Genomic DNA, 23,751 nt, shown 5'->3' with positions numbered 1-23,751 from the left:
AACTTTCCCACCGTCTTTCCCGCATGCTTTTGATCAGGAAGGACACTGTTCCTCGAAAGAGGGACATAACAAATCACCATAGTGACTGAACTATTTCGAGTGCGTTTCGAGATCGGGAATCCAGCAACTTCAATATTTTAGAGCCACTGGTTCTCCGCTGAATAACATACAGAGAAGACGAAAAACAGAGGTTTTGAATCCACTAGCAGCAAGAGGTGGGAAAGTTGAGTTAAAAATGATGTTGACGGGAGGGATCTTTATGGACGTAGAAAGCGGAGCAAGATGGCTTGCGGAACAGATAAAAAAAGGAAGAGTGGTTATTTTCAGCGGCGCAGGACTCAGTACTGAGTCGGGGCTGCAGGACTTTCGTTCCAAAGACGGGATATGGTCGCAGGCTGACCCGACTGAGCTTGCATCTGTTGGCGCCCTTGAGCGGAACTATGACCGTTTCCTTGAGTTTTACAAGGCTCGCTTGTACATCCCTGAGAGCGTCCAGCCGAACATAGGACATAAACTTATCGCAGAATGGGAAAAGGATGGCTATGTAGAGGGCGTTATAACGCAGAACGTAGACAGGCTGCACCAGAAAGCCGGGTCTGTAAACGTGGCGGAACTGCACGGAAGCCTTGAGCCAGTGCGTTGTCACTGTTGCGGGAAAATATGGGACAAACAGATGTTCCTCGAGGGGAAAAGCTGTGACTGCGGCGGAAGGCTGCGTCCGAGCGTAGTGCTTTTTGGCGAGATGCTGCCGGAAGAACCCCTTGCCCGTGCCGACGAATGGAGTTCAAACTGCGATACATTCATAGTACTTGGTTCGTCGCTAGTGGTATCGCCTGCAAACCACTTCCCGCGTCAAGCGAAAAGATGCGGCGCCAAGTTAGTTATTATCAATAGAGACGTTACCCCGCTCGACCATATTGCAGACCTTGTCGTTCACGAGAGCATAGGGGCATATCTACAGAAGGTATCAGAATATATAAAATAAACGCGGCCCCTGGGCCGCGTTTTGTCAGAAGCGCATTTCCGGTTTAAGGGGCCTTGCAAAAAACTCTTGCAGAAGCGTCTCCGGTGACTCGCCATCGTAGAGCACCCTGTAGACGCCCTCTGCCAGGGGCATCTCAACGTCGAATTTCTTGCTGTTTTCAACGATCGCGCGTACAGTGTACACTCCTTCGGCGACCTGCCCAAGAGCAGCGATCGCTTCGTCAAGCGTCTTGCCGCTTCCGATCGCCAGTCCCAGGCGAAAGTTGCGCGAGTGCATGCTGTAGCACGTTACCATGAGATCCCCAACTCCGGCGAGCCCTGACAGTGTGAGCGGCGACGCCCCCAATTTGTGTCCTAACCTCATTATTTCGGCTAGACCGCGGCATGCGATTGCAGCAATTGCGTTGTCTCCGAGATCCATAGCCTTTGATATGCCTGCTGCGATCGCATAGATATTTTTTGTGGCTCCGCCGACCTCAAGGCCTACAACGTCATCCGTAGTGTAGACTCTGAAGTTATTGCCGTTGAGCAGTACCTGCCAGCTCTCGGCCTCACCTTCGTGATAAGAGGCAACGGCTACGGCGGTCGGCAGTTGCAGAAGGACCTCCTCCGCATGGCTTGGTCCGGAGAGTGCGGAATATGTAAGCTGTGGGCAAAGCTCCTCATGGACCTGATGCAACAGACGGCCAGTGCTTATTTCTATGCCCTTTGCGAGGTTCAGCATGTGACCGCTTTTTTGACCAGCCGCCGAAATCTTTTCACAGACTTCGCGCTCGGACTGCGCGGGTATTGCCATGATGAACCGGTCTGAGAAAGAAAGGGCTTCCCCTATGTCAATGGTACTATTTATGTTTTCCGGCAGTACCGTGTCCCTGAAGCAGGATGTGTTGCGTCTTAAAATATTAATAGACTCAGATCGTTCCTTATTCATTGTCCACATAAGGACAAAGTTCCCCAGCCCCGCAAGGTGTTTTGCCATTGCAGTACCAAAGCTTCCCGCCCCAAGTATAGTTATATTCATTAAGGATTCCCCTCCGGTTATATTTTGTGTAAAATTTTACTGCCGTTATAACCCGTTACGGCTATAATACCAGCAATGTCCATATGCTGAAAGGAGTTTCGACGATGATGCGTAAAATGGCGTTCTCTGCGATGATCGCTGCGCTTTACGGCGGACTGATACTTGCCCTTGCGCCGCTCTCCTTCGGCCCCGTTCAGTTTCGTGTCGCGGAAGCTCTCACGCTGCTTCCTTTCTTCATGCCGGAAGCAATCCCGGGGCTTTTTATAGGTTGTCTTTTATCTAATTTCATGGGCGGCTTCGGATTGATAGATGTGATCTTCGGAAGCGCGGCGACACTCTTGGCCGCATGGCTTACTCACAAGATGCCCAACATGTACCTTGCCGCTGTTCCGCCTGTTGTCGTAAACGCGGTTGTCGTAGGCGGCTATCTCGCGGTCATAACAGAGACGCCGGTCTGCCTTTCGATGCTGTACATCGGAGCCAGCCAGTCTGTCATATGCTTCGGGCTGGGTATCCCTCTGTGCAGGTTTCTCAGTCGTACGAAAATTTTTGATACTACGATGCTGTCGAAAAGGGAAAAGCCGAATGGACACTGGGTGATAAGATAATAACCAGTAAAACAATAGTCTGACTATGGATAAATAGTTATCAGTGCTATCCGGATCTGAGTCCTTTGCGTCTATTTATTTCTTTAAAGCGATCCTCACCCCGAAACAAATCAGCAGCATGCCGACTGCTATATTCAGCACGCTTATGACTACAGGCGGCATGAAATTACTCATAAGAGTCCCTGCGAGCGCGGTCAGTGAGATGAAGGATCATGACTGCATTCATAAAAATACAAAAAGGCGGGATCTTTTCGGGTCCCGCCCTTTTGACTTTTTTTTTCGCCCAGGCCCTTATTTAGCCTCCGCTTATGTTGTGGATCACCTGTACCTTTGCACCGTCAGGGATCAGTTTCACAGCAAAATCTTTCTTTTCCACAACGCTGTCGTTGATCCAGACTGAGAGCATACGAAAAGAGAACTTTTCTCTGTCCAGGAGCTTCTGTACGGTCAGTCCTTCCTCCCATGGCGCTTGGTTCCCATTGACTGTGATCATTGCGCGGGATCTCTCCTTAATTTGTTAATTCTCGAATTCGTCTTCAGGTTTAAGGTGCTTATTCAGAAGCTCTATCACGTCGGGGTAGTCTATGCCAAGACGTTTGACCGTATCAAGCGTCGGGATACCGTTCTTATTCCAGCCGCGGCGCTTGTAGACCGCAAGTTTGAGCTGTTCCCACTGTGCACGGCGATGCTTCTGGAGCAAAGTGATCTTATCCTTGACTGAAAGCCCCTCGATCTTCTCGCCGAATTCCTTCAGTTTTTCGTCAAAATACTCGGGGCGAGCGTTCCACTCATCTTCCCACACAGGGCCAAGTCCACGATCCGGTGCGACATGGAATTCACTTGTGCCTTTGCCCATGCGGAGGTTGAATATCCGTTCGAAATTATAGACTTTTTCGGACTGAAGTATCATGCCTTCCTGTGACAGCGGTTTGCCTGTGATAGCTTCGAAAATGTCCAGGTAATTCTTAAGGTGCTCTGGAACGCGCGCTGCTTCGATCCCCTTGTATTTGATGCCGTTGTCGACAGGTTCAATATCATTCCACGGGAGCTTGCAGAGTCCCTGCAGCGAGAACCATAGACGGAAACAGGGGAAGAAGAAGAGGGCTTCCGCCTTGTCTTCGAATGTTGGAAGCTGCTTGTTGACCATATCCATGAAGATCAGCCAGGCTTCGTCATGCTGCGGTCCTTTCAGTGTGAGGAAGTAGCCGCCCCACTGTGCGATGGATTCCTGGCAGCGGTACTCGGAAGCTTCAAGCCCCTGACAAACCATGCCTATCTTTTTCATTGTCGCCATGTCTGATCCGTAATGTTCCGCAAAGTATTCGCGTGCCGCTTCGATACCCTTGCCGCACGCTACCGCAAATTCGTCTGTGCCATGTGCGATGCGGTGGATCAGTTCCATAATGTCCTTTTTATTTCCAAAATTCAATTCAAGGCCGTGGGTATCTTCTTTGTTGATCAAACCAAGTTCGTAGCACTCGCAGACCCATGCCATGTCGGTCCCGAGCGAGATAGTGTCAAGGCCGTAGTTGTCAGCGTAGAAGTTTGCCTCTATCGTCCAGAAGGGATCGAATATTCCGAGGTTCGAGCCTAACCCGGCTGCTGTTTCATATTCGGGTCCGTCTACTATGACTTCTTTGCCTTTCCACGGTCCGGTCTGCAGCGGGAAATGATCTACGGCCTTGGCACATGCAAGCGAACAGCCGTACCAGCATCCGTCGGCCATGCCCTGTGTGAAGAGCTTAATGTACGAGCGTGAGCTTATATTTTCAATATCAGGATGACTTCCGAACTTATAGTTGTTGACCGGAAGGAGCTGGTAGTCGTTCATGATTTCTGTAAGATGTGCGGTCCCGACTGAGCGCATCTTGCACTGTGCATCGTCGTTGTCGTGGATACGCTTATGGAGGCTTGCCCCTGCTCTCTGAATTACAGAGACGTCAGCAGGATCGTTCTCAAGTCCCGTGAAGTGAGTCCTTTTTACTACAAGGGCAACAACGTTTTTATCGCAGAGGACCGAACCGCCGCCTCCGCGTCCTGCCTGCTTCAGTCGTACCGCCTTGCGGCGCACGTCGTAGAAGCTGAAATTCATGCCGGCAATGTAGGTCGTCCTTGCGCCGATACCCGATGAGACAACAGAGATGGTACGTTTGTCCTCTTCATCCTTTGAGAAGTATTCATGCAGTTCTTCAGAGACGTGGTATGCATTGATATCTTTGAGAGTTGATTCGAAAATCTGTACTTTGAAATTGTCACCGTCAATAAATACAACGACCGGCCTGTCCGCTTTGCCCTGAAGCTCCATGGCATCGAAACCGGAAAACTTGAGGAACGGGGCAAAGTATCCGCCGGCATTGCTATTATATGTCTGTTTAGTGGCGGGGGAAAGGAAGACGGAATAACATTTCCCTGCACCAGGGTACTGTGTAATCCCGCAGAACGGACCGCCTGCTATTACTATTTCATTTTCAGGATCATTCCACTTCGTAGTATCTTTTACTGCGTTCCAGAGGAGCCGCAGTCCAAAACCGCGCCCGCCTGTGAACTTTTCAATCATGTCCTCGGATACGGGACGTTTCTCAAATTTGTAGTTGCCGTCCTTGTTGCCAAGTCCCACATAAAGAGTCTCTTTTGAGTAACCGCGGTGGATCTTTGCCGGCTCGTATGACCATTCAGATAGAAGTTTCATTGGTTTCATTTCCATAGTCGTCACTCCTTCTTACTTTGCTTCCGGTACGTTAATAAGCTGAAGGGCGCCAGTAGGGCACTTTCTGGCACAAATGCCGCATGCGATGCACTTGAAAGGTTCTGTCTGTTTTGAACCTTCAAAGAACATGCTTGCCGACGGGCAGAAACCAACGCACATAAGACACGATGTACACTTGTCCTTGCGGACCTGTACAACACCGTTTGCATCACGCACAAGCGCCTCTGTCGGGCAGACGCCTATACACGCGCCGCACTGTGAGCAGATGTTGATGTTGGCTAAGCCGGCTGTATTGTTTACCTTAACTCGTGAAAACTCCGGCGATTCTTCCTTGAAATACGCTTTAGAGCAAGCGGCCATACATTCCCCGCATTGCACACACTTTTCCGCATTTACCTGCATTACTTTCACACAAAATCCCTCCTGAATATGTAAATGTTTTTAAGTTTTCCATCAAAGGATATATTGTATGGAACCCTTCCCCAATGTGAAAATTTTATCACATATTGTACAGTTATGCGTTCTTGATCCACGGGGTTTTTATGCAAAAGTCATTTTTGCGCACTTTTGTTCAAAGAAATGCTATGTATCTCTGACCAACAACAAAAATTAATTTGACATCTTGCAAAATAAAGAAGGAACTGATAGAATCCTCTGCGTTGCACAGAGGTAATTCTAATGTTTGTCGGGGTGGCGGAATTGGTAGACGCGCTGGATTCAGGATCCAGTGGGCTAACGCCCATAGGGGTTCAATTCCCCTCCTCGACACCAACAGGTAAATAAATTCACACAGACTGATTTCACTGTCCTAGATGTCCTCATAAATGCTTGCTGTGCAAAAGAGTATTTTATGGGGGCTTTTTCTTTGTCCAAATCACCATCCAACTTACTCTATCCGGAGGCATTTTTTTACTTTCGCCAGCTGTTCCTAAAGACCTGCTCCCACAACTTCAGAAAAGAGAAATCAGGATCTTTTCAGGAGCATCAAAAAAAGCTTGAGGCTTAAAGGAAAGCAGAAGTATTTTCCTCTATCCTTTGGCAGATGTTTGATGCTTACAAACAATTTTATTACGGCTATGCTTGCAATAAAGGCTGCTCTTTTTTCTGAATTGTTGCTGACAGGCATGTTTATGAATTTTTTATGCCTCTGAATCGTCTTATGCTAAAATGACGGATGTAATTGGGTGTGTCCGTAGCGTATCTGATATTTTGCACGGGTTGCCGTTATGTTGTGAAATTTAACGTCGGATCAGGATGCTGGAGTTGTTTTGGAGGTTTTATGATGGAATTTCTTCGCAGCAGAAAAATAGTGCCGGCAATCGGATTGATCATCACGGCAATTACGCTATATTTTATTCATACAGAGCTCTCGCAGTACAGGTTTGAGGATATCCGTGCGGCAGTGGCTTCTATTCCTTGGTACAGACTGATCGTGTCGTTGGTATTCATGTTTGTTAACTATGCCGTCCTTACTTTGAACGATGCACTGGCCCTCCGCTATATAGGGAAAGCCCTGTCATGGTCAAGGATAGCGTTTGTATCATTCATCAGCAATGTGCTTTCATTCAACTTAGGGATGTCATTGCTGACCGGAGGTTCGTCGCGCTATGGGATATACAGCAGTTATGGGCTCAGCGCTTCTGAAACTGCCAAAATACTTGCTTTCTGCAGTCTCTCCGTCTGGCTTGGTTCGGCAGGTATCCTAGGTGTCCTCTTACTTTTAGAACCGGCAGGAATAATTGCACAAATACCGCTTCTGAAGGTATGGGGCAGGATCCCAGGTTTACTTCTTGTGTCTTTTGTCGTTCTGTCCGGATTTTTGAGCTGGTCAGGCAAGAGTGTGCGTCTTTTCGGATATGACATATCGCTGCCGCCGCTTGGATATTTTTTTGCACAGATGTCAATATCGCTTCTGGATTTTCTCTGCGCTTCGTTAGTGCTTTTTTCATTGTTGCCCCACAGTGGCATAACATCTTTCCATTTCATCGGCTGCTATGTGATTTCTGTGCTTCTGGGCAGCTTGAGCCAGATTCCTGGTGGACTTGGAGTGCTTGACTCAACTCTGATAGTTATGCTTTCTCCATGGTACTCAGGTCCTGATCTTATTGGTGCACTGCTTGTCTATAGGATCATTTACTATCTGCTTCCCCTTTGTCTTTCTGTTATTCTTCTGGGTTGGCGCCAGTTTTATTCTTTTGGCAGGAGTGCGAAAAATGTCACGGCACGTGCAGGAAAGGTATTCCTTGCCATATATCCTCAGATACTGTCGCTTGGTGTCTTCCTTTCAGGAACTGTCCTGCTTTTTTCCAGTGCAACGCCAGGTCTGCCTGAGCGTCTTTCTGTATTGAAGGAATTATTTCCGCTTGAAGTTCTTGAACTTTCAAATTTTCTGTCCAGTCTTTCAGGAATTGCGATCCTGCTTCTTGCCCAGGGGATAAGAAGGAGGCTCCGTATAGCATGGGTTCTAACTACAGTGCTGCTTGGAGCGGGGATCGTGCTTTCTCTGATGAAAGGGCTCGATTACGAAGAGGCCCTGTTTATAACAATACTGCTTATCCCTCTTGTCGCTACAAGAAAATATTTTGACAGGGATTCAAGGCTGTTCTGTTCAGGCCTGTCATTAGCCTGGATGCCGCCTGTTGGCTTGGTAATGGCATCGGCTGCATGGCTCGGCTATTTCTCACATAAGCACGGAGAATTTGCCAGCCAGAGTATATGGAAGTTCGCACTGTCAGGGAAAGCTCCGTGGTTTTTAAGGGCCAGCGTGTCATTGTCGATTGTGGTCCTTTTCCTATGTCTGTGGAAACTTTTCCGTGCAAGATCCAAATTTGTCCTTATCCCGTCGGATGATGATATGGAAAAGGCACGCGACATAGTGATGGCTTCAGATCAGGCATCGGCAGCCCTTGCGCTTCTTGGAGACAAATCCTTCTGCTTCAGCCCCTCAGGAAAATCGATGATATTTTTTGCTGAAGAGGGATCCTACTGGTTTGCAATGGGAGACCCTGTAGGCGATCAAGAAGAATTCAGGGATCTGATATGGTCATTTCGTGAACATGCTGCTATGAATGGGGCAAAGGTAGTCTTTTATGAGGTGACAGACAGTGAGTTGCCGCTTTATATAGAACAGGGACTTGTGCTGGTAAAAATAGGTGAAAGCGGACGGGTGCCGCTTGAGGGCCTTTCCTTTGATCATGGACATGAATGGCATGCCCAGAGATATACTCTGAGGAAACTTGCAAAAGACGGTTCTTCATTCCGCGTTATTCCTTCTGAAGATGTCCCTTCTGTGCTTCCAAGGTTAAGGGAAATATCGGATCAGTGGCTTAAATCAAAACAGGGTAGGGAGAAAGGGTTTTCTCTCGGGTTTTTCAGGGAGGAATATATCCGGCAGTTTAAGGTCGCCATAGTGGAACGGCAAGGTGAAATTCAGGCATTTACCAATCTTTGGACAAGTTCGGATAAGAATGAACTCTCGCTTGACCTTATGCGCCACTGCGATAACGCGCCAGCCGATACTATGGAATTCCTGTTCCTTAATACGATATTATGGGCCAAAGCAGAAGGGTTCGCGTATTTTGATCTGGGTATGGCGCCTCTTTCAGGCATTACCAGCGGACCTCACGGTTCGCTTTGGAGCAGGACTGCAGAGATGCTCTATGAACACGGCAATATCTTCTATAATTTTCAGGGGTTGAGGCTTTACAAGGAAAAATATCACCCGATTTGGGAACCAAGGTATCTGGCAGTGCCGCATGAACTGTCGCTGCCCTCTGTCCTTGCCACGGCAGCAGTGCTCATCTCAAAGGGGCCTAAAGGAATAAAGAAATAATAAGACAGTCGTACCTGAAAGCAGTTATTGTTATGCTGAAATTACCATATTTCTATATCCTGCCTAAGGCTTCTATTTGCCCATTCATATGCGCATGAAATGTACTTTGTGCTTCTGCCATGCAACTCCGGGGGGATCCTGCCGCCATCGCCGATTTCAGACCGGTATATCTCTGTCCTTCCACGTCATCCTCTAGCCATTGGTCTATTACTGGCTTAAGTTGGCCAAGCCTGGAAGGCTTTTTGTCTGTCTTGTAGATAGGCAGGTCAAAATCTTCCATGTCCAGATATTTGGAGACAGTTTCGTAGTGACAGCCGGTCCTCTTCATGATTGCACGAAGACTGTATCCTTCTTTTTTGTACATTCTCCATATCTAGCGTAAAATATTGGTATTTCAACTTTCCCAACTCTTGCTACTAGTGGATTCAAAACCTCTGTTTTTCGTCTTCTCTAAATGTTTTTTAGCGGAGAACCAGTCCCTCAAAATATTTAAGTCGCTCGTATCATACCAACATACTGGATTCCCGATCTCGAAACGCACTCGAAATAGTTCAGTCACTATGGTGATTTGTTATGTCCCTCTTTCGAGGAACAGTGTCCTTCCTGATCAAAAGCATGCGGGAAAGACGGTGGGAAAGTTGAGTTTGTATTTTTAACCCGATAGCTCTGTTACGTACTGAAAACGTTTCCGGAAATCCTCTGGTGACAGTTTTGCTGCTGCAGCCAGTTTTTCAAATTCAATACCAGGTTTGAAATCCTTTTTTTCCAGACGTATCATGTATTCACGCGCGATGCGGTATTTTATGGACTCGGTATTTACTGTGCGTATCCTGGTCTTTTTGGTGACAGGATCCATTATTTCATCGAAGGGAATGGGGACTATCCTGTTGTTCTGGATTGAAATGAGCGCGTCTGTCCCGCCGTTTCTGAGGAAATCAAATGCGGCGTAGCCGAGATCTCTGGTGTACTCGATGTCGAAAGCGTTTGGTGGCGCGCACCGGACCTCATAACCTACCTCTTTGTTGTTGACGGTCATCTTGATACCCAGCGAAGAGAGATTTTTCAGCAGTGCCTTCTTTAGCACATCAGAGAAATTGATCTCCGCGTAGCGGATGTGACCGTGCTCGTCGCACTCAAGACAGGCAGCTGCTTCCAGATCCTCGATGCGGATTTTTTCGATGAGTCCTTCCGCTGTTACCGCTACTCCGTAGTTTCGCCCCGCAGCAAGACGTTTGATTATGGCCCCTGTAATTATGTCGACAACAAGGCAGAGCGGAATTTTCTCATTCCGGGGCAGTTCTTCCGGGATCACGGTGATAGTTGCCCCCGCGCTCTTTCCTATGCCCAGAGCCAGGTGACCGGATACGCGGCCCATCGTTACTACGAGGTACCACCGTCCGGTAGTCTTGGCGTCCTCCATGAGGCTTGAGACGATCTGGGCTCCAAGGGCGCGCGCTGTTTCGAATCCGAAGGTGGAGATCCCATCCGGAAGCGGGAGGTCGTTGTCAATGGTTTTCGGCACGTGGACGAAACTTATGGTAATGCCTAGGCTATTTTTCGCGTAGTATGCTATACGAGAGGCGGTATAGGCTGTATCGTCCCCTCCTATGGTGACAAGATGGGTGACCCCCAACTCTATGAGTGAGTTCACCACATTACGTAGAGATTCTTCGTTCTTTGTGGGGTTGCACCGTGAAATACGGAGGATGCTCCCGCCGTCGGCGTTGATTCGGCTCACCATGTCTATTGTGAGTGCGATGATTTTTTTCTCTCCATTAACAAGGTTGGAGAACCCGTCGTATATGCCGTACACTTCCCAACCTGATTTTTTAGCTTCGATGGTAACAGAGCTTATTACGCTGTTGATCCCCGGAGCAGGACCGCCTCCGCAGACAATGGCAAGAACATTTCGCACTGGAGTAGTCATGATGGCATACCTCCCGATAGTGATATTGTAAAATTCTATCATGAAATCACATGTAAAACCAAAGCTTCTCATAGCTATAAAAAATACTGCTGAATTGAAACTGCTGAATTGAATCTTGAATATATCAGATTTCATGTTATAATTCTCTTCGGTTGGAATTAACACCAGGCAGACAGCGGTGAATATCTTAAACTGTGCGCCTGTGATTATAGCCCGATATATGGGGGATGGTCTGATTTCAGGCAGCTGTATAATCCTCCGGACGGTATTATTTGATAAAACAGGCGACACCTGTCGGTTGACAGGTGTCGCTTTTTTGCTATAATACCCATTTGTACGATTGTACATTCTCACCAAATACTCCATTCAGGGAGGTTGCTCCCATGCAGGTAAGAACTCCTTCAGGTAAGGCATTTGAGCGCCGTGTGGTTTTCGGAAAAGAAAAGAATCTCATTGAGCTTCCGGACCTTGTCGAAGTGCAGCGTAACTCCTATCAGTGGTTTTTTCAGGCTGATACGGATCCTGATATGCGCAATTCGCAAGGGTTGCAGGAGCTGTTCGACGAAGTCTTTCCCATCGAAAGTTATGACGGCTCATTTGCACTGGAATTTGTCAGGTATTATGTCGATCCTGTCACCATAAGTCTGGATGAGGCACGCAGCAGGGACCTTACATGGTCGAGACCGCTCCGTGCGACTATTCGGCTGGCGAACAGAAAAACAGGCGAAATTAAGGAAGAGGAAATTTATCTGGGTGATTTTCCCGCGATGACAGAACGGGGAACCTTTATTGTCAACGGTACAGAGCGTGTTGTAGTAAATCAGCTTGCCAGGTCCGCCGGTGTATATTACACCGCAGAACTTGGTATTCCCGGACAGGAATCGTTTATTGCCAAACTTATTCCTGACCGCGGCGCATGGATAGAATTTGACCTTGCTCCCGGCGAAGTCCTTTCGGTAAAGATCGATAACCGTAAGAAGATCCCTGTAACGATGATGCTCAGAGCATTTGGCATACAGTCTACCGAAGAGCTGCTTAAGCTCTTCGGGGCTAAAGAGGTAGAAAGAGACCTTGTCGAAGATGATGTAAGAGGTATGCTGCTTGCCGAGGCTATTGTTTCAAGCGAAGGCGAAGGTTCAGTCGAAATACCCAAGAACAAGAGGCTGACCAAAGAGGACCTTGAAGTGCTGTGGAACCACGGACGCACGAAGGTCTGGGTTTGGGATGCAGATCCGGCTATTTCGGCAACGATCGAGCGTGATAACACGGAAACTCCTGATGCCGCTATGCTTGAGCTGTTTCGCAAGCTGCGGCCGAATGAGCCGGCTCGTATGGAAAACGCGAGGGAATATATTTCGGGGATCTTCTTTGATCCACGCAGATATAACCTGGGCAGGGTCGGCCGCTATAAGATAAATAGGCGCCTGGCCCTTGACATGCCAAGCACTGAGCGGCTGCTGACCGTGACGGATATTGTAGCCATAATCAAGTGTCTTATCGATCTTCGTGACGGCAATGAACATGTTGACGACATTGACCACCTGGGGAACCGCAGGGTGCGCGCAGTCGGCGAACTTCTGCAGAATCAGGTCCGCATAGGCCTGTTGCGTATGGAACGCATCGCAAGGGAACGGATGACCACAACTCCGGATCTTGCTACTGCGATGGCGAAAGACCTTATCAACGTGCGTCCAATATCCGCGGCGCTTCGCGAATTTTTCGGTTCCGGCCAGCTGTCTCAGTTTATGGATCAGACCAACCCTCTTGCAGAGCTGACGCACAGACGTCGTCTGTCTGCCCTCGGCCCCGGCGGCCTGAGCAGGGAACGCGCCGGATTTGAAGCGCGAGATGTCCACCATACTCACTATGGGCGTATATGTCCGATCGAAACGCCAGAAGGTCCAAACATTGGGCTTGTAACATCACTTGCTACGTTTGCGAGGATCAATGAATACGGATTCCTTGTATGCCCTCGCAGAAGGGTCGTTGAAGGCAGGGTCACGAACGAGATCATCTATCTTTCTGCTGATGACGAGGATGAGTACTACATCGGACGTGCAGACACGCCCATATCGGATGACGGTCGCGTGCTGCCTACGGACGGAGGAAATAGAATCTACGTCAGACACCATGACAACACAATAGAAATATTGCCTGAACAGCTCGAATTCATGGATATATCGCCAAAGCAGATAGTCTCTATATCTACGGCGCTTATTCCATTCCTGGAGCATGATGATGCGAACCGTGCGCTTATGGGTTCAAACATGCAGCGTCAGGCAGTTCCGCTGGTATTCCCTGATTCACCTATAGTCGGTACCGGCATTGAACACCGTATTGCAAAAGACTCCGGTTCCTGCGCTGTTTCGCGCAGAGGCGGAACGGTTACGTATGTCGACTCTGACCGCATAGAGATTACTACGGATGATAACGAGACTGATACATATTCCATGCCGAAGTTCAGAAGGTCAAACCAGGGGACTGTGATCCACCAGAAGCCAATTGTAACCCACGGGCAGCGGGTCGATGCCGATGAAGTGATCGCCGACGGACAGGCGTGCGACGAGGGAGAACTTGCGCTGGGGCGCAATGTGCTCGTCGCATTTGTCTCATGGGAGGGCTATAACTTTGAAGACGCCATCCTGCTGAGTCAGAAGGTTGTCAAGGAAGACTTCTATACATCCATACACATAGAAGAATATGAAGTTGAGTCGCGCGACACCAAGCTCGGACCGGAAGAGATATCGCGGGACATCCCGAATGTCGGAGAGGACGCACTGAAGAACCTTGACGAGGATGGCATAGTCCGGGTTGGCGCAGAGGTCAAGGCAGGGGATATCCTGGTAGGCAAGGTTACTCCAAAGGGTGAGTCGGACCAGACGCCTGAAGAGAAGCTCCTTCGCGCTATTTTCGGAGAAAAAGCCCGTGAAGTTCGGGATACATGCCTCAAGGTACCTCATGGGGAAGGCGGCAAGGTAGTCGAAATTAAGCGCCTGAGCCGTGAGAAGAACAGCGAGGATATGAGCCCTGGGGTCAACGAGGTAGTGAAGGTCTATGTCGCACAGTTCCGTAAGATAACGGAAGGGGACAAAATGGCCGGACGCCACGGGAACAAAGGCGTTGTCTCCCGGATTATGCCAGAGGAAGATATGCCATACCTATCGGACGGTACCCCGGTTGACGTTGTTCTGAACCCCCTAGGTGTTCCCAGCCGGATGAACCTTGGGCAGGTGCTTGAAACTACTCTGGGTTTTGTCGCAATGCAGAATGGATGGAAGGTCGTCACTCCTGTATTTGAATCAGCTACAACCGAAGACATTCTGCCCCATATCAAAAAAATACAGGAAACAAAATATCCGGAGATGAGGGATGACTGCAAGATAACTCTCTATGACGGACGTACCGGAGAGCCAATGGCCAACAAGGTTACAGTCGGAGTCATGTACATGCTCAAACTTATTCACCTTGTGGACGACAAGATCCATGCACGTTCAATAGGACCATACAGCCTTATCACACAGCAGCCCCTTGGAGGAAAGACACAGTTCGGAGGGCAGCGATTCGGTGAAATGGAGGTATGGGCACTTGAAGGCTACGGCGCGGCACACATGCTGCAGGAGATGCTGACTGTGAAGTCAGACGATATCAGAGGCCGTCTTAAGACCTATGAACGCATTGTAAAAGGTGAGAACCTGACGAAGCCTGGCGTTCCTGAAAGCTTCCGCGTCCTTATTAAAGAGCTTCAGGGACTTGGGCTTGACGTTGAAATAAAGTATTCAGACGGTTCATTTGGGGAGCTCGTGCTGAGCGACGACGAGGATGAGGCAAAGGGGCCGCGTCATGTCTCATTCAAGCCAGATTCGACGATCGACGATATAGATGCGATCTTCGGCCCTGGAAATATCAGTAAATCGATCTTAGCCTCGGATATCTTCCATGAAAGTGCCGTTGAATACAGCGGACTTGAGCTTCACGAAACTGACGCCGAAGAAGAGGCGGAATTGCTTAAACCGGATGAAGAGCTTTTCAGTGCTATAAACCCAAAGGCTGACAAGCAGGGGGATGATGATATCTAATGGCCAACTTGAATCATGAGATTACCGGAGTAAGGATGAAACTCTCTTCTCCCGGAAGGGTGAGGGAACTCTCCAGCGGAGAAGTGAAGAAACCTGAAACGATCAATTACAGGACCCTGCGTCCGGAGAAAGACGGACTTTTCTGCGAACGTATATTTGGGCCTACAAGGAGTTATGAATGTGCCTGCGGAAAGTACAAACGCAGCGGCCCCAAGTTCCGTGGCGTCGTCTGTGACCGCTGTGGCGTAGAGGTCACAGATAACCGCGTGCGCAGGGAACGGATGGGACATATTGAGCTTGCCGCCCCTGTTGTTCATATTTGGTATCTTCGCGGAATACCGAGCAGGCTCAGCCTGCTTCTTGGAGCATCTACAAAGGAACTTGAAAAGGTAGTTTATTTTGCTCCGACACGCCGTAGGGAGAAGGTCTATAAAGTGGTCAGCGAAGGCCGCAGGATAGACCTCGCACGCAGGGGGACCCTTCTCTCTGCATCCGAAGAGCGTATCCACCGTTTCTACGACCCTAAATTCAAGGCCGAAGAAGCATTCAGGATCACAAAAGTTGAAGAGATCCCTTTTGACGAAGGCGATGTTATCACTGCAAGCCAGGTCAGCCGCGCCAGAACTGACTATGGGGACGAGCTTTTCAAGGCGGAACCCGCATACCGCATCTTCCGGGATGACGAGGAGCAGGGCAGCAGCACCATAGTGCCGGAGTCAAAGGTAAAGGGTATGCTTGACGCTGATGTTGCGCTGCAGTCTGTGCGTGCTGTAATAAATAATCAGGAAGCTTTTTGTGTGACATCCGTCGTCCACCTTCCTTTTGTAAAGAACGACGTAATATCAGAGAGCGAGTACAGACTGTACAATCAGAAATATCCAAAACGGTTCCATACTATCGAAGAAACAGAGACCCTGGAGGATCCCTGCTATATTGTCATAGACGGCGGCGAATCACCGTTTGAGAGGTCAGATATAATCCTTGAGCGTGAAAAGAGCATCTGCTCCGCCTATGATAAGGCATTCAGTGCCGGAATAGGCGCGGAAGGAATATATACTCTTCTGGAACAGATGAATATAGATCTTCTCGTTACATCACTCAGGGAAGAGATCGCCGAATGCTCGGGCCAGAAAAAACGGAAGCTGATAAAGAGACTCCAGGTGGCAGAAGATTTCCGCAAAAGCGACAGCCTTCCGGAGTGGATGGTGCTATCTGTCCTTCCAGTAATACCGCCTGATCTCCGTCCTATGGTCCAACTCGATGGGGGACGTTTTGCCACGTCAGACCTCAACGACCTGTATCGCAGGGTCATAAACCGCAATAATCGTCTACGTAAACTCCAGGAGCTGAAGGCGCCTGAGATAATTGTAAGAAATGAGAAGAGGATGCTCCAGGAGTCCGTTGATGCTCTGATCGACAATGGACGCCGCGGCAAGGCAGTGCTTGGGGCCGGCAACAGACCTCTCAAAAGCCTTACAGATCTTTTGCGCGGCAAGAAGGGGCGTTTCCGTCAGAACCTGCTTGGAAAGCGTGTAGACTACTCAGGCCGTTCCGTCATTGTAATCGGTCCGCATCTCAAGTTATACCAGTGCGGTCTTCCGAAGCAGATGGCACTTGAGCTGTTCAAGCCTTTTGTCATGCATAAGCTCGTCGAAAGCGGCCTTGCTCCGAACGTAAAGAGTGCACGCAGATTCATTGAAAGAGGCCGCGACGAGGTATGGGGCATACTTGAAGGTATAATCAAGGACCATCCCGTTATGCTCAACCGTGCGCCCACGCTCCACAGACTTGGGATCCAGGCTTTTGAACCTGTCCTGATAGAGGGCAAGGCCATACGTCTCCATCCGCTTGTCTGTACGGCTTTTAACGCTGACTTTGACGGTGACCAGATGGCTGTCCATGTCCCGCTTTCGCTTGAAGCGCAGACAGAGGCCAGAGTTCTCATGTTATCGTCTAATAACCTGCTGTCGCCTGCAAGCGGAAAACCAGTTGTCACTCCGACTCAGGATATTATTCTCGGGGTCTACTACCTGACTACGATGAGGGACGGGCTCCAGGGAGAAGGACATTACTTCAGGGACAGTGAAGATGTGATGTCGGCCCTTGATCACGGCATAGTCCATGTCAACTCCAAGATAAAACTCAAGGCGGATCCTTCTTGGATATGTGAGACGATAGACGGTAAGTGGATCGAGACTTCGCCAGGCAGGGTGCTCTTTAACTGCGCTCTTCACCCGGATCTCAGGTTCCTTAATGAAACTATCAACAAAAAGCAGATGGGGATCCTTCTGGACACTGCTTATGATAAAGTCGGGCAGACAGGGCTTGTCAATATGCTGGATGAGATTAAGACTCTCGGTTACCGCTGGTCAACACAAAGCGGCATCAGCCTTGGAGTCGGAGACATAGTAGTACCCAAGGCGAAAAAAGAAATACTTGATGTGACGCTTATTCATGAAGAGGATCTGACCTCCCAGTATGAAATGGGTATTTTGACAGAAGATGAGTATATGCGCCAGAAGGATATCCTCTGGTCTGACGCAGGACGCAGGATCGCGGATAAGATCATGGAGAGCATGGACGTCACAAATCCGCTGCGCATAATGGTCGACTCCGGGGCGCGAGGTTCACGCGGACAGGTTGCGCAGATGGCCGGTATACGAGGTCTGATGGCAGATCCGTCCGGACGTATCATTCGTTATCCTATCGTCGCTAATTTTAAGGAAGGGCTCAATACCCTGGAATACTTTATATCCACCCACGGTGCAAGAAAAGGCCTTGCCGACACTGCTCTCCGTACGGCAAAATCGGGATATCTGACCCGCCGTCTCGTCGATGTGGCACAGGATCTCATCATTATGGACGAGGACTGCGGCACACATCATGGGGTGGAGATCCGTCCGCTGCTTCAGCAGGACGGTAAGGCCACGATACCGATGTCGGAGCGCCTTGCGGGACGCATAAGTCTCAGTGATGTTCCTGATCCGAAAACCGGAGAACCTCTTCTTGTAAGGGACGAAGAGATCACTGAGGCAAAGGCTAAACTTATTGAATCACTCGGTATTGATTCTGTCTGGGTGCGCAGTCCGCTTACCTGCGGTCTGCGGCACGGGATATGCCGCGCTTGCTACGGCAGTGATCTTGGGACCCGTAAAAAAGTTGCCATAGGAGAGTCTGTAGGAGTAGTCGCAGCTCAGTCTATAGGCGAACCCGGAACGCAGCTCACTATGCGTACCTTCCACACCGGCGGTGTGCGCCAGTTCACCGGAGAGGACATAACACAGGGTCTTCCCAGGATCGAACAGCTGTTTGAAGTCCGCCGTCCAAAGAAAGTAGCCATACTGGCTGAAGTTGACGGCACACTTCTTGAAATCAGAGAGATGGACGGCAAACGGAAGCTTATAATCGGCGTTCCTGGAGAAGACGGAGCCGAGGATAAGATATCTTATAACATCCCGGCATCGCAGAACCTTCTCTCCGGAATCAAAGAAGGCTGCACTATAACAAAAGGCATGATCCTAACAGAGGGATATATCGACCCACAGCAGCTTCTTGAGGTTGAAGGGCTGGAGGCCGTGCAGCATTATCTTCTTGACGGTATTCAGGAAGTTTACCGCTCCCAGGGTGTTTCGATCAACGACAAACATATAGAGACTATACTGCGCAAGGTCGCACCTGTTAACCGGGTCAGGGTCATAGAGGAAGGTGACAGTTCGTTCGTGTCCGGAGAACTTGTGTGGAAAGAGGATCTTGACGAGAGCATCGAAGCAATACGCGAACACAACAGGATATCCCTTGACGAGTCATATGAGTTCCTTTCAGGTTATAAGCTTATCGCGCTTCCCGCAGGGCTTGGCAATGATGAAAAGCACGATCGGGACAGCATCTCCCGCGAGCAACTTGCCGGAATGATCCAGCCGGGCGGAGTAACCGGTGAGATTATCGTAGGAGACGAAACAGGTGAGCTTCGCGTTATAATAGGAGACGCAAGTTTTAGAAGAAGCATAGACGGCTATGAACTTATCAATGAATTCAAAGATCCACATACAGGCGAAGTGCTTCTGAAGGCCGGGACAAGGCTTTCGTCTGCCGACCTTGCGAAGATAGTTTCATTGCCGCCACAGCCGCTTATCGTAAGGGACACGAATGTTTTGGATGACAGCGAGGATGCTGCATGGTTCGCTGCAGAAGTTGAGAAAGATGGCAAAGTGCTTATCCCAATGGACAGTATAGTGGACGCTGATGCAATAAAGATACTGAGCAGCAATGATATAAAGCAGATAAAGCTTTGGAAATCTCCCGAACACATCAGACTGACCGACGCGATGCACCATGTCCTGATCGAGCACTATTTCGGGCAGCCTCTCTCTTTGGCCATCAATTCAGACGGAGAGGTAATAGAAAATATAACCCATGTGATAGACGGCTCAATAGTACGCGGGATAGTTGAAGGAACTATTTCCGGTATCGAGAGCGAAGGAAGCATAATCACGAGGGAGAAAATAATCAGGCAGGTCCTTACGGAAAAGGCTCTTGGCAAGATCCTGCTTGAGACAGTAAAGGACGAGAAGGGCAATGTCATTGCAGAAGCCGGGCTCGAGATAAACAGCGATATCCTTGACAAACTCGCTTCTGCTGCCTCCGATAACATTACTGTCAGACCCAAGCAGGCAGCCTCGGATCACAAACAGCTCATCCAGAGGGTGTCGTTTGTAAGAAGGCTCAGGGAAGAGCCGCAATGGCGTCCGGTCGTTCACGGTGTAACAAAGGCCGCGCTCGCTACAGACAGCTTCCTGTCCGCAGCATCGTTCCAGCAGACGGCACAGGTATTGGCTGCGGCGGCTGTAAGAGGAGACGTGGACAACCTTGTCGGACTCAAGGAAAACGTAATAATAGGGCTTTTGATACCAGCTGGAACAGGCATTGAAAGATACAGAAAAGTGGAGGTCTCAGAGGTGTCCGCAAGCATCTCAGCTAAACCGGAGACAGTACCGGCAGTGCAAGGATGATATCCCAATCAAAATAGGCGAAAATACGTAAAATATTTCTTTTGTAAAAAAATAACAGCGGATGCAGATGTGATTATTGACACTGAGTGCTTCCGCTGTTATTATACTCTGGTGCGCCTTTGCACAGGAGGTGTTCGTGTGCCTTTGTACGAACTGGCAACAGAGGAAAGAATAGCAGGCATCAACTCAGTTCTCCGTAATCTAAAGGCAGGCTGTATAAGAAAGGTCTTCTTGTCCAAAGAAGCCGATCCGGCGTTGCTGAAGGAGATCACAAGGGCGGCGGAAGCAGGCGGAGTGCCCATTGAGTGGGCGGAGGATTCAATGCAGTTAGGGAGAGCATGTGCCATTGCAAGGAAGACGGCAGCGGCAGCTCTTCTTAAAAAGTAGAAAGAAATATAAATAAGGGAAGGAGGGAGCTATTTGCCAACAATCAGTCAGCTTATTCGTAACGGCAGGGAAGACAAAAGGCGTCGTTCAAGCGCCCCTGCGCTTCAGGAGAATCCGCAGCGCCGCGGCGTATGTACGCGCGTTTATACGGTGACCCCAAAGAAGCCTAACTCTGCTCTTCGTAAGGTAGCGCGTGTGCGCCTTACTAACGGGATCGAAGTTACAGCTTATATCCCGGGCGTCGGTCATAATCTTCAGGAACACTCTGTTGTGCTTGTCCGCGGCGGACGTGTAAAGGACTTGCCCGGTGTGCGTTATCACATAATCAGAGGGACTCTTGACTGCGGCGGCGTCGAAAATCGTCGTCAGAGCCGTTCGCTCTACGGTGCTCGCAGACCTAAATAACTAGAATTTAAAGGGAGGTTTGGTCCTAATGCCACGCAAGGGACATGTAAAAAAGCGTATAACGCCGCCCGATTCAGTTTTTGCGAACCCCGCAATAGCAAAGTTTATCAATTGCCTCATGCTCGGTGGAAAAAAGAGCACGGCAGAGAAAATTTTGTACGGAGCACTGGATCTGGCAGGAAGCAGGCTCAGTATGGAGCCTGCAGATGTATTTGAAAAAGCAATGGCGAACGTTCGTCCGCTCGTAGAGGTACGTCCGCGCAGGGTCGGAGGAGCCACATATCAGGTCCCCGTTGAGGTTGATCCGGAGAGGGCGCAGGCGCTGGCGATCCGCTGGATCATCGGCTATTCGCGCTCACGTAAGGGTATCCCGATGGTGGAACGGCTTGCACGCGAGATAACGGATGCCTGTAAAGGAGACGGCGGTTCAGTCAAGAAGCGTGAGGACACGCATCGCATGGCGGAAGCAAACCGCGCGTTTGCTCATTATCGTTGGTAGCGGGATCAGAATAATAAGTTTTATCAAGATATCAGTTTGGTGGTGTTGACGATGCAGGGCATCGACTTGAGTAAAGTGCGCAACATAGGAATAGCTGCGCATATAGATGCAGGGAAGACAACGACGACAGAGCGTATTCTGTTCTATACAGGCCGTAAGCATAAACTCGGAGAAACTCATGAGGGCGCAGCTACTATGGACTGGATGGAGCAGGAGCGTGAGCGTGGGATCACGATCACCTCTGCTGCGACTACCTGTTTCTGGGGAGATTGCCTTATTAACATTATTGATACGCCCGGGCACGTGGACTTTACCGTAGAAGTAGAGCGCTCTATGAGAGTGCTGGACGGGGCGGTCTCCGTCTTCTGTGCGGTTGGCGGTGTAGAGCCCCAGTCTGAGACTGTATGGCGTCAGGCTGACAAATACAGGGTCCCCAGGATTGCATTTGTCAACAAAATGGACAGGGTCGGAGCTGACTTTTTCTCGGTTGTCGAGCAGATGCACAGGCGACTTGGGGCAAGAGCCGTTCCAATTCAGATACCAATAGGTGTCGAAGATGGATTTGTCGGAATGATAGACCTTGTTGCTCAGAGGGCTATCATTTATGATGATGTTCTTGGAACGGAGTTTCATTCTGCAGAGATACCTCCACAACTTGCGGAAGAGGCACTGACTGCAAGGAACGAGATGATCGAAAATCTCTCCGACTATGATGATGAGATGATGGATCTATATCTCGAAGGACAGGAAGTTCCGGCCGACATTATTAAGAGGACTATCAGAAAAGCCACTATTGCCCTTGATATTGTTCCTGTTATTTGCGGTTCGGCTTTCAAGAACAAGGGTGTTCAGGCCCTGCTCGATGCAGTTGTCGCATATCTCCCAAGTCCGCTTGATATGCCGCCCATAGTGGCGGTGGATCCGGATGATGCCAGCAAGGCAATTGAGGTCCATCCTTCATATGACGCTCCTTTCGCGGCGCTTGCATTTAAGATCATGGTGGACCCGTTTGTCGGCAGGCTTGCGTTTTGCAGGATCTATTCCGGAAGCATTGAAAACGGGATGTCGATCTATAATACTAATACAAGGCGCAGAGAGCGTGTGGGACGAATACTCCGCATGCATGCCAACAAGCGTGAAGAGCTGGACAGTGCTCAGGCGGGTCTTATAGTAGCAATACCCGGACTAAAACAGGTTCGCACAGGAGATACTCTATGCGATGAAAAATACCCGGTACTCCTTGAAAATCTGGTGTTCCCGGAGCCTGTTATCTCTCTCTCAGTAGAGCCGATGAGCAAGGCGGATCAGATCAAGCTTGCAAAAGGCTTGGAAGCACTTTCTGAGGAGGATCCTACTTTCCGTGTCTCCGTAAATGAAGATACCGGGCAGACGCTGATAAGCGGCATGGGAGAGCTCCATCTTGAGATAATAGTCGATAGACTGCGCAGGGAGTTTAATGTTGAAGTCAAGGTAGGGCGTCCTCAGGTCGCGTACAGGGAAACGATCCGCAAACCGGCAAGGGCGCAGGGTAAGTTTGTCCGGCAGTCCGGTGGTAAGGGGCAGTACGGGGACGTCGTGCTTGAAGTTGAACCTACGGAAGATGGAACAGCCTTCGTGTGGGAAGATAAGATAGTCGGCGGATCTGTGCCTAAGGAATATATCCCTGCCGCACAGAAGGGTGTAATCGAGGCTTTGGACAACGGAGTGCTTGGCGGATATCCCGTCATTGGGATAAAGGTTGCGATCGTTGACGGAAGCTACCATGAAGTTGACAGTTCCGAAATGGCATTCCGCATAGCAGGGTCGATGGCGATTAAAGAGGCAATCAGGAAGGCATCACCGGTTCTTATGGAACCTGTAATGAATGTGGAAGTAGTGGTCCCTGAAGAATATATGGGCGATGTCATCGGTGATCTTTCGTCACGCCGCGGCAAGGTCGCGGAAATGGGAGTCAGGGCTAATGCGCGCATAGTTAAATCGTTCGTCCCCCTTGCGGAGATGTTCGGATATGCTACGGACCTCAGAAGCAAGACTTCCGGAAGAGCTTCCTACACGATGAGTTTCGACCATTATGAAGAAGTTCCGAAGAGCGTTGCGGAAGAGCTCCTTAAGGGCTAGCGTTAGAAATATAATTATATAGACAGGGATATCAGAAGGAGGCAAGATTGTAATGGCAAAAGAGAAATACGTACGCAATAAGCCGCATTTGAACATAGGCACCATAGGCCACATCGACCATGGCAAGACTACGCTCACGGCGGCGATAACGAAGACTCTTGCGAGGCGCGGCGGAGCG

Annotated in this window: 16 protein-coding genes and 1 tRNA gene; 11 read left to right on the top strand and 6 right to left on the bottom strand. The window is 49.5% G+C overall.

All coding sequences use genetic code 11. The features are described 5' to 3' along the window. The first annotated feature begins 259 nt into the window (after nt 1-259). On the top strand, nt 260-985 hold the full coding sequence (locus tag LLF78_02175) for an NAD-dependent deacylase (GenBank protein ID MCE5201307.1): 726 nt from the start codon (nt 260-262) through the stop codon (nt 983-985). Nucleotides 986-1,009: 24 nt separating this feature from the next. On the opposite strand, the gene LLF78_02170 is transcribed toward LLF78_02175, so the two are convergent. Continuing rightward, nucleotides 1,010-2,005, bottom strand: a complete 996-nt coding sequence (locus LLF78_02170) for an NAD(P)-dependent glycerol-3-phosphate dehydrogenase (GenBank protein ID MCE5201306.1) — start codon at nt 2,003-2,005, stop codon at nt 1,010-1,012. A 104-nt stretch (nt 2,006-2,109) separates the two neighbouring features. Between LLF78_02170 and LLF78_02165 the strand changes: the two genes are divergently transcribed. Continuing rightward, nucleotides 2,110-2,613, top strand: a complete 504-nt coding sequence (locus LLF78_02165) for a QueT transporter family protein (GenBank protein ID MCE5201305.1) — start codon at nt 2,110-2,112, stop codon at nt 2,611-2,613. 295 nt (nt 2,614-2,908) lie between these two features. Here the strand turns inward: LLF78_02165 and thiS are convergent, their stop codons facing one another. The 3 genes from thiS to LLF78_02150 are packed head-to-tail and all read right to left on the bottom strand — an operon-like array spanning nt 2,909 to nt 5,722. Next, a complete protein-coding gene (thiS, locus tag LLF78_02160; GenBank protein ID MCE5201304.1) occupies nt 2,909-3,106 on the bottom strand; it encodes a sulfur carrier protein ThiS in 198 nt (65 codons plus the stop codon). Between the two features lie 24 nt (nt 3,107-3,130). Continuing rightward, nucleotides 3,131-5,311, bottom strand: coding sequence for an aldehyde:ferredoxin oxidoreductase (locus tag LLF78_02155; GenBank protein MCE5201303.1), 2,181 nt, complete (start codon nt 5,309-5,311; stop codon nt 3,131-3,133). Between the two features lie 21 nt (nt 5,312-5,332). After that, nucleotides 5,333-5,722: a 4Fe-4S binding protein gene (locus LLF78_02150; GenBank protein MCE5201302.1), complete on the bottom strand. Its 390-nt coding sequence runs from the start codon at nt 5,720-5,722 to the stop codon at nt 5,333-5,335. A gap of 282 nt (nt 5,723-6,004) precedes the next feature. Here LLF78_02150 and LLF78_02145 point away from each other — a divergent pair. Further along, a tRNA-Leu gene (locus LLF78_02145) sits at nt 6,005-6,091 on the top strand. Nucleotides 6,092-6,602: 511 nt separating this feature from the next. Further along, nucleotides 6,603-9,152 carry a bifunctional lysylphosphatidylglycerol flippase/synthetase MprF gene (gene mprF / locus LLF78_02140; GenBank protein ID MCE5201301.1) on the top strand — a complete coding sequence of 850 codons (2,550 nt, stop codon included), beginning with the start codon at nt 6,603-6,605 and terminating at the stop codon, nt 9,150-9,152. 52 nt (nt 9,153-9,204) lie between these two features. Here mprF and LLF78_02135 read toward each other — a convergent pair whose 3' ends face one another. Next, on the bottom strand, nt 9,205-9,516 hold the full coding sequence (locus LLF78_02135) for a hypothetical protein (GenBank protein MCE5201300.1): 312 nt from the start codon (nt 9,514-9,516) through the stop codon (nt 9,205-9,207). A 288-nt stretch (nt 9,517-9,804) separates the two neighbouring features. Next, on the bottom strand, nt 9,805-11,079 hold the full coding sequence (locus LLF78_02130) for a 6-phosphofructokinase (GenBank protein MCE5201299.1): 1,275 nt from the start codon (nt 11,077-11,079) through the stop codon (nt 9,805-9,807). 383 nt (nt 11,080-11,462) lie between these two features. On the opposite strand from LLF78_02130, the gene rpoB reads away from it, so the two are divergent. The 7 genes from rpoB to LLF78_02095 form a co-directional block, all read left to right on the top strand. Then, nucleotides 11,463-15,155, top strand: a complete 3,693-nt coding sequence (gene rpoB, locus LLF78_02125) for a DNA-directed RNA polymerase subunit beta (GenBank protein ID MCE5201298.1) — start codon at nt 11,463-11,465, stop codon at nt 15,153-15,155. 8 nt (nt 15,156-15,163) lie between these two features. Next, entirely contained in the window at nt 15,164-20,164 is a 5,001-nt protein-coding gene (rpoC, locus tag LLF78_02120) for a DNA-directed RNA polymerase subunit beta' (protein ID MCE5201297.1), read from the top strand. 138 nt (nt 20,165-20,302) lie between these two features. Beyond that, nucleotides 20,303-20,551 carry a ribosomal L7Ae/L30e/S12e/Gadd45 family protein gene (locus LLF78_02115; protein ID MCE5201296.1) on the top strand — a complete coding sequence of 83 codons (249 nt, stop codon included), beginning with the start codon at nt 20,303-20,305 and terminating at the stop codon, nt 20,549-20,551. A gap of 33 nt (nt 20,552-20,584) precedes the next feature. Beyond that, nucleotides 20,585-20,956, top strand: coding sequence for a 30S ribosomal protein S12 (rpsL, locus tag LLF78_02110; GenBank protein ID MCE5201295.1), 372 nt, complete (start codon nt 20,585-20,587; stop codon nt 20,954-20,956). Nucleotides 20,957-20,984: 28 nt separating this feature from the next. Then, a complete protein-coding gene (rpsG, locus tag LLF78_02105; GenBank protein ID MCE5201294.1) occupies nt 20,985-21,455 on the top strand; it encodes a 30S ribosomal protein S7 in 471 nt (156 codons plus the stop codon). 51 nt (nt 21,456-21,506) lie between these two features. After that, nucleotides 21,507-23,573, top strand: a complete 2,067-nt coding sequence (fusA, locus tag LLF78_02100; protein ID MCE5201293.1) for an elongation factor G — start codon at nt 21,507-21,509, stop codon at nt 23,571-23,573. Nucleotides 23,574-23,625: 52 nt separating this feature from the next. Continuing rightward, on the top strand, nt 23,626-23,751 hold a 126-nt coding region (locus tag LLF78_02095; protein ID MCE5201292.1), incomplete at its 3' end, for a GTP-binding protein.

It is taken from the genome of Synergistaceae bacterium (assembly GCA_021372895.1).
Taxonomy (GTDB): Bacteria; Synergistota; Synergistia; order Synergistales; family Synergistaceae; genus JAJFTP01.
The sequence above is the reverse complement of the archived record's forward strand: the minus strand, read 5'-3'. Positions and strand labels throughout refer to the sequence as shown.

Bases quoted from the DNA above. Each gene is read 5' to 3' on its own strand.
- LLF78_02175 (MCE5201307.1), top strand. From the start codon at position 260: ATGGACGTAGAAAGCGGAGCAAGATGGCTTGCGGAACAGATAAAAAAA.
- LLF78_02170 (MCE5201306.1), bottom strand. From the start codon at position 2,005: ATGAATATAACTATACTTGGGGCGGGAAGCTTTGGTACTGCAATGGCA.
- LLF78_02165 (MCE5201305.1), top strand. From the start codon at position 2,110: ATGATGCGTAAAATGGCGTTCTCTGCGATGATCGCTGCGCTTTACGGC.
- thiS (MCE5201304.1), bottom strand. From the start codon at position 3,106: ATGATCACAGTCAATGGGAACCAAGCGCCATGGGAGGAAGGACTGACC.
- LLF78_02155 (MCE5201303.1), bottom strand. From the start codon at position 5,311: ATGAAACCAATGAAACTTCTATCTGAATGGTCATACGAGCCGGCAAAG.
- LLF78_02150 (MCE5201302.1), bottom strand. From the start codon at position 5,722: ATGCAGGTAAATGCGGAAAAGTGTGTGCAATGCGGGGAATGTATGGCC.
- mprF (MCE5201301.1), top strand. From the start codon at position 6,603: ATGGAATTTCTTCGCAGCAGAAAAATAGTGCCGGCAATCGGATTGATC.
- LLF78_02135 (MCE5201300.1), bottom strand. From the start codon at position 9,516: ATGTACAAAAAAGAAGGATACAGTCTTCGTGCAATCATGAAGAGGACC.
- LLF78_02130 (MCE5201299.1), bottom strand. From the start codon at position 11,079: ATGACTACTCCAGTGCGAAATGTTCTTGCCATTGTCTGCGGAGGCGGT.
- rpoB (MCE5201298.1), top strand. From the start codon at position 11,463: ATGCAGGTAAGAACTCCTTCAGGTAAGGCATTTGAGCGCCGTGTGGTT.
- rpsG (MCE5201294.1), top strand. From the start codon at position 20,985: ATGCCACGCAAGGGACATGTAAAAAAGCGTATAACGCCGCCCGATTCA.
- fusA (MCE5201293.1), top strand. From the start codon at position 21,507: ATGCAGGGCATCGACTTGAGTAAAGTGCGCAACATAGGAATAGCTGCG.